Here is a 5,691-nt window from a genome sequence, read left to right on the forward strand (position 1 = left end):
GGGCGGGCTCCGGACGCCGGCCTCCGCACCCGCCGCCTCCCTCCTCGCGCTGCGGTGTCGCTGGGGCCGGGGCCCCCACGAGCGGTGAGGTCGAAGGGTGGTGGGGTGTCCTCGTCGCCGGGCGTCCGGAGCCCGCCGCGGGCACCCGGGTGACGTGCGCACCTGGCTGCGGGCGGAGAGCCCGGCGATGAGAACACCCCACCACCCGGGCCCGGACCCGGCCCGAGTGGTGGGGAGGCTCAAGCGGAGCGGACGGAGTCCTCGGAACCCATCTCCTCGAGCTCGCGGCCCTTCGTCTCCGGCACGGCCTTGAGGACGAAGAAGAACGACAGCAGCGCGAACGCGGCGTACACGCCGTAGGAGAACGTCAGGCCCAGGTGCTCGGACATCGGCGGGAACGTCGTGGAGATGGTGAAGTTCGCGATCCACTGGGCGGCCGCGGCCACCGCGAGGGCGGCGGCGCGGATGCGGTTGGGGAACATCTCGCCCAGCAGCACCCACACGATCGGGCCCCAGGTGGCGCCGAAGCCGATGACGAAGAGGTTGGCGGCGACCACGGCGACCGGGCCCCAGGCGCCGGGCAGGGAGAGGTCCTCACCGCTGCCGACGGACTGGGAGAAGGCCACCGACATGACGCCCAGGGCGATGAACATGGTGGCGGAACCGGCGATCAGCAGCGGCTTGCGGCCGATCCTGTCGACGGTGGCGATGGCGATGAAGGTGACGACCACGTTCGTCACCGACGTGATGGTGGACGTGGTGAACGCCTGGTTGGACTCGAAGCCGACGGAGCGCCACAGCGAGGTGGAGTAGTAGAAGATCACGTTGATGCCGACGGCCTGCTGGAAGACCGACAGCAGCAGACCGACCCAGACGATGGGCTGCAGGCCCAGGCGCGAGCCGCGCAGGTCGCGCAGGCTCGGCTCGTCCTCGCGCTGCATGCTGGCGCGGATGTCGGCGACCTTGCGCTGCAGGGCCCCGAGGTTGCGGGTGCCGAGCACCTCGCGCAGCACGTCGGTGGCGCGCTGCGTGTGGCCCTTGGCGATGAGGTAGCGCGGCGACTCGGGCACTTGCAGGGCCAGGAACGCCCACACGAGCGAGGGGATGATGCCGACGAGGAACATCCACCGCCACGCCTCCCAGCCCAGCCACGTCTCCTCGCCGGCGCCGCCGGCGGTGTTGGCGATGAAGGCGTCGGAGAGCAGGGCGGCGAAGATGCCGACGGTGATGGCCAGCTGCTGGAGCGAGGCCAGCCGGCCGCGCACGTGTGCGGGAGCCACCTCGGCGATGTAGGTCGGGGCGATGACGGAGGCGACGCCGACGCCGATGCCGCCGACCACGCGCCACAGGATGAGGTCCCAGACCGCGAAGGCGAAGGCGGAGCCGACGGCGCTGATCGCGAAGAGCACGCCGCCGAGGACCATGACGGACTTGCGGCCGAAGCGGTCGGCGATGCGGCCGGCGAACCAGGCTCCGACGGCGGCGCCGAGCAGGGCGCAGGAGACGGCGAAACCGGACAGGAAGGCGCTGAGCCCGAACTGACCGGTGACGGCATCCACCGCGCCGTTGATGACGGCGGTGTCGAAACCGAACAGGAAACCGCCGATGGCGGCGACGACCGAGATGAGCACCACCTTGGTGGTGGTGCGCCGTTCTTCTTCGTGGTCGGCGGCGGTGGCCGCCGGCCGGTCGGGGTGGTCCGCTGACATGCCGGGCTCCTCGAGCTCGAAGGGGACGTCCGCGCGGGACGTGGTGCTCCGGTGCGGAGCCCGTGCTCGATGGTCCTGCGCCCCTCCTCGATGTGCACGCCGGGGGGTCTACCGCTGCAGCCGTCCGGGGTGGTATCGGGCTGCTGCGGCGGCAGGGCTCAGGCGTCCTCGCCGCGGGCGGTCGCCAGGTCGTGCGCGGCGAGGTCCACGGCCTCCTCGGCGCGCCGCGCGGCGTCCACCAGCCCGGCCAGGGCCGCGCCGTCCGGCACGCGCCCCGAGCGGGAGGCGTACGCCTTGGACAGGGCCTTCGCCTCGGCGGCGAGGTCGGCCAGCACGTCGGCGGCCTCCTCGCGGGCGGCGCGCAGGGCGTCCTCCTGCGCGCGGGTGTCCTCGCGGTCGCTGCGCCGGCTCACGTCGTCCTCCTCCGGGTGGGGGCCGACATCCTGCCAGCCCGGGTGCCGGGCTCCGCTCCGCTAGGGTGCCGCGCGTGGCCACGCAGACCGACGTCCAGCGCACCCTCGTCCTCGTCAAGCCGGACGGCGTCCGGCGCGACCTGACCGGGGAGGTGCTGCGCCGCATCGAGGCCAAGGGCTACTCGCTCGTGGCGCTGCAGATGCGCACCGCCGACCGCGAGCTGCTCGCCGGGCACTACGCCGAGCACGAGGGCAAGCCCTTCTACGAGCCGCTGGTGGAGTTCATGTCCTCCGGCCCCGTCGTCGCGGCCGTCGTCGAGGGGCACCGCGTCATCGAGGGCTTCCGCTCCCTGGCCGGCACCACCGACCCCACCACCGCCGCGCCCGGCACGATCCGCGGCGACCTCGGCCGCGACTGGGGCCTGAAGGTGCAGCAGAACCTCGTCCACGGCTCCGACTCGGAGGAGTCCGCGGCCCGCGAGATCGGGCTGTGGTTCCCGAACCTCTGACGCGCCGATGAGTCCTGCGCCGCGCTGAGGTCTCCACGAGCAGCAGGGCCCGCCCGGGCCCCGACCGCGAAGGAGACCGGCCGTGCGCATGATCTTCGTGAACCTCCCGGTGAGCGACCTGGAGGCGTCCAGGACCTTCTTCACCTCGCTGGGGTTCTCCCTGAACCCCGAGTTCAGCGACGAGGGCACCACCTGCGTCGTCCTCGAGGAGAACGTCATCGTGCTGCTGCACGCGCCGGAGAAGTGGAAGGGCTTCCTGCACTCGCAGCCGGCGGCTCCCGGCACCACCGAGGTGATGCTGGCGCTGTCGGCCTCCGGCCGCGAGGAGTGCGACGACCTGCGCGCCAGGGCGCTGGCGAACGGCGGCTCCGAGTACGCCCCGGCGATGGACTTCGGCTGGATGTACGGGGTGAGCTTCCGCGACCCGGACGGGCACGTGTGGGAGGTCAACTGGATGGACGTCGAGGCCGCCCGGCAGGCCGGGGGCGTCGGCGCCTGAGCGGGCCCGCGGGCGCCGGCCCCCTCCACCCGCGGACGGCCGGCGCCCGCCCGCCTACAGGAACGCGCCGGCCAGCAGCACCAGCGGGATCGACCCGGCCCAGGCCACGGTGGTCAGGGCCGACCACCCCTTCAGCGCGGCGGTGCCCTCCAGGCCGGTGAACCGGGTGACGACCCAGAAGTACGAGTCGTTGAAGTAGCTGAACACCATCGAGCCGGCGCAGCAGGCCACGGCCGCCGCCAGCGCGGACACCCCCAGGCCGCCGACGAGCGGCGCCGTCACGGACGCCGCCGTGATCATCGCGACGGTGCCCGAGCCCTGCGCCAGGCGCACCAGCGTGGCCACCAGGAACGGCACCAGCACGCCGGGCAGCGCCAGGGACGCCACCGCGTCGGCCAGCGCGTCACCGACGCCCGAGTCGCGCAGGACCTGCCCGAACCCCCCGCCGGCGCCGGTGATGAGGATGACCAGCCCCGCGGAGGCCGCCGCGTCCGAGAGCCAGCCGGTGACCTGCCGGCGGCTCGTCCACCGCGGCAGCAGGCCGTACACGGCGATGACCAGGCCGACGATCAGCGCCACGACGGGGTGCCCGACGAACGAGAACACCTGCGCCAGCGTCGACGGCTCGTACCCCTCGTCGCCCTGCAGGACCCCCTGCGCGTCGCGGTCCACGGCCGTGGTGACGGTGTTGGCCACGATGAGCACCAGCGGGACCAGCAGCGGCAGCGCGCCGCGGAAGGCGCCCAGCCGGTGCGGGGCGGCGCCCGCCGGCGGTTCCCCCAGCGCCGCGGCGGGGTCGGGCGCCTCCTCGCCCGGCCCGGCGGCGACCGCGCCGGCGCCGGTCCTGACGGCCGCCCCGGCGTAGACGGCCTCGCGCACCTGCGGCTGCACCTGGTCCTCCAGCTTCGGCCCCACCCACGCCGAGTACAGGACCACGAGCGGCAGCAGCAGCACGGAGAACACCAGGCCGGTGAGGATCAGCGCGCCGAGGTCGGCGCCCAGGATGCCCGCGACCCCGAGCGGGCCTGGGGTGGGCGGCACCAGGTGGTGCGTCAGCGTCATCCCGCAGCCCAGCGCCAGCGCCAGCGTCACGTACCCGCGGCGCTGGCGTCGGGCGATGGAGCGCGCCAGCGGGTTGAGGATGACGTACCCGGAGTCGCAGAACACCGGGATGGACACCACGGCCCCCGTCCCGCCGAGCGCCCACGCCTCCCGGTCCTTGCCCAGCGCGCGCACGAACGCGCGCGCCAGGGCGTCGGCCCCGCCGGAGACCTCCAGCACCTTGCCGACGGCCACGCCCAGGCCGATGACGATGCCGATGGAGGCCAGCGTGCCGCCGAAGCCGGTGACGAGGGAGTCCAGGGTGTCGCCGGGGGCCGAGCCGGCGATGGAGCCGGTGACCAGGGCGGCGAGCAGCAGCGCGACGAAGGCGTCGAGCCGGGTGCGCAGCACGACGAGGACGATGACGGCGATGCCGGCGACGAGCGCGGCGAGCAGCTGGAGATCCACGGTGATCCTCCGGTGTCGGTGCGGGTGCGATCACCCGACGCGGACAGGGTGGCGCCGCCGGCCGCTCCTGTCGAGCGGTCCCGCCGGGCGGTGCGGGAGCGGGCCCGCGCGTCTAGGGTTCCCGGCGTCGCCGTGACGACGCGGCGGCGCCCCGAACGCCCGCGAGGAGGGCCCGATGGCCACCGAGTTCCCGACCGCCCGCACCGCCGTCGTCACCGGAGGGGGCTCACCGCGCGGCATCGGCCGGGCCCTCGCGCACCGCCTGGCGCGCGGCGGGTGGTCCGTCGCCGTCCTCGACCTCGACGGTGCGGCCGCGCGCACCGTGGCGGGGGAGCTGGAGCAGGCGGGTGCCGCGGCGATCGGCGTGCAGGTCGACGTCGCCGACCTGGCGTCGGTGGAGGCGGCCGCCGCCGAGGTCGAGCGCGAGCTGCCGCCCGTGGTCGGCCTGGTGAACCTGGCGGGCATCAGCTCGCCGACCCCGTTCCTGGACACCACGCCCGAGGAGTGGGACCGCGTCATGGCCGTCAACGCGCGCGGCACGTTCCTCGTCACGCAGCGGTTCGTGCGCGGCATGGTCCAGCGTGGCCTGGGGCGCGTGGTGAGCGCCTCGTCGGTGTCCGCGCAGCGCGGCGGCGGCACCTACTCCAAGGTCGCCTACAGCGCCTCGAAGGCCGCGATCATCGGCCTGACGCGCGCCCTGGCCCGGGAGGTGAGCCCGCTGGGCGTGACGGTGAACTGCGTCGCGCCGGGCCCGGTGGACACCGACATCATGGGCGGGCCGCTCACCGACGAGCGGCGCGCGGCGATGGCCGCCGACGGCCTGGTGGGCCGGGTCGGGACCGTCGACGACGTCGCCGCGCTGGTGGAGTTCCTGCTCGGTCCGGACTCCGGGTACGTCACCGCCGCAACCTACGACGTCAACGGCGGTCTGCAGATCTCCTGACGCCCACTCGCTCCCTCCCCGACGGGGGGGGGGCCCAGGGGTTGGGGCCCCGGGGGCCCCCGGGGGGGGGGGGGGCCGCTCTTTTGTGCGGGGGGGGGGGGGGGGGGGG

General features: G+C 74.6%; 6 protein-coding genes. 3 read left to right on the forward strand and 3 right to left on the reverse strand.

Features of this window, described 5'->3' with window-relative positions:
* Positions 1-239 precede the first annotated feature (239 nt).
* Together ACRYM0_RS20040 and ACRYM0_RS20045 are read right to left on the reverse strand one after the other, a co-directional pair.
* Positions 240-1,709, reverse strand: coding sequence for a sugar porter family MFS transporter (locus ACRYM0_RS20040; RefSeq protein ID WP_432507608.1), 1,470 nt, complete (start codon positions 1,707-1,709; stop codon positions 240-242).
* Between the two features lie 158 nt (positions 1,710-1,867).
* Entirely contained in the window at positions 1,868-2,122 is a 255-nt protein-coding gene (locus ACRYM0_RS20045) for a hypothetical protein (protein ID WP_432507609.1), read from the reverse strand.
* Positions 2,123-2,196: 74 nt separating this feature from the next.
* Here ACRYM0_RS20045 and ndk point away from each other — a divergent pair, with 74 nt between their 5' ends.
* Positions 2,197-2,631: a nucleoside-diphosphate kinase gene (gene ndk, locus ACRYM0_RS20050; protein ID WP_432507610.1), complete on the forward strand. Its 435-nt coding sequence runs from the start codon at positions 2,197-2,199 to the stop codon at positions 2,629-2,631.
* 82 nt (positions 2,632-2,713) lie between these two features.
* Entirely contained in the window at positions 2,714-3,130 is a 417-nt protein-coding gene (locus ACRYM0_RS20055) for a VOC family protein (protein WP_432507611.1), read from the forward strand.
* Between the two features lie 54 nt (positions 3,131-3,184).
* Here ACRYM0_RS20055 and ACRYM0_RS20060 read toward each other — a convergent pair whose 3' ends face one another.
* Positions 3,185-4,639 carry a GntP family permease gene (locus tag ACRYM0_RS20060; protein ID WP_432507612.1) on the reverse strand — a complete coding sequence of 485 codons (1,455 nt, stop codon included), beginning with the start codon at positions 4,637-4,639 and terminating at the stop codon, positions 3,185-3,187.
* A 175-nt stretch (positions 4,640-4,814) separates the two neighbouring features.
* Here ACRYM0_RS20060 and ACRYM0_RS20065 point away from each other — a divergent pair, with 175 nt between their 5' ends.
* The gene (locus ACRYM0_RS20065) at positions 4,815-5,582 is read left to right on the forward strand and encodes an SDR family NAD(P)-dependent oxidoreductase (RefSeq protein ID WP_432507613.1); all 768 of its coding nucleotides are present in this window, start codon (positions 4,815-4,817) and stop codon (positions 5,580-5,582) included.
* Positions 5,583-5,691: the final 109 nt, after the last annotated feature.

The sequence above is a fragment of the Kineococcus arenarius subsp. arenarius genome, assembly GCF_050871845.1.
Taxonomy (GTDB): Bacteria; Actinomycetota; Actinomycetes; order Actinomycetales; family Kineococcaceae; genus Kineococcus.

Coding starts and splice junctions, on each gene's coding strand:
- ACRYM0_RS20040 (WP_432507608.1), bottom strand. CDS start 1,709: ATGTCAGCGGACCACCCCGACCGGCCGGCGGCCACCGCCGCCGACCAC.
- ACRYM0_RS20065 (WP_432507613.1), top strand. CDS start 4,815: ATGGCCACCGAGTTCCCGACCGCCCGCACCGCCGTCGTCACCGGAGGG.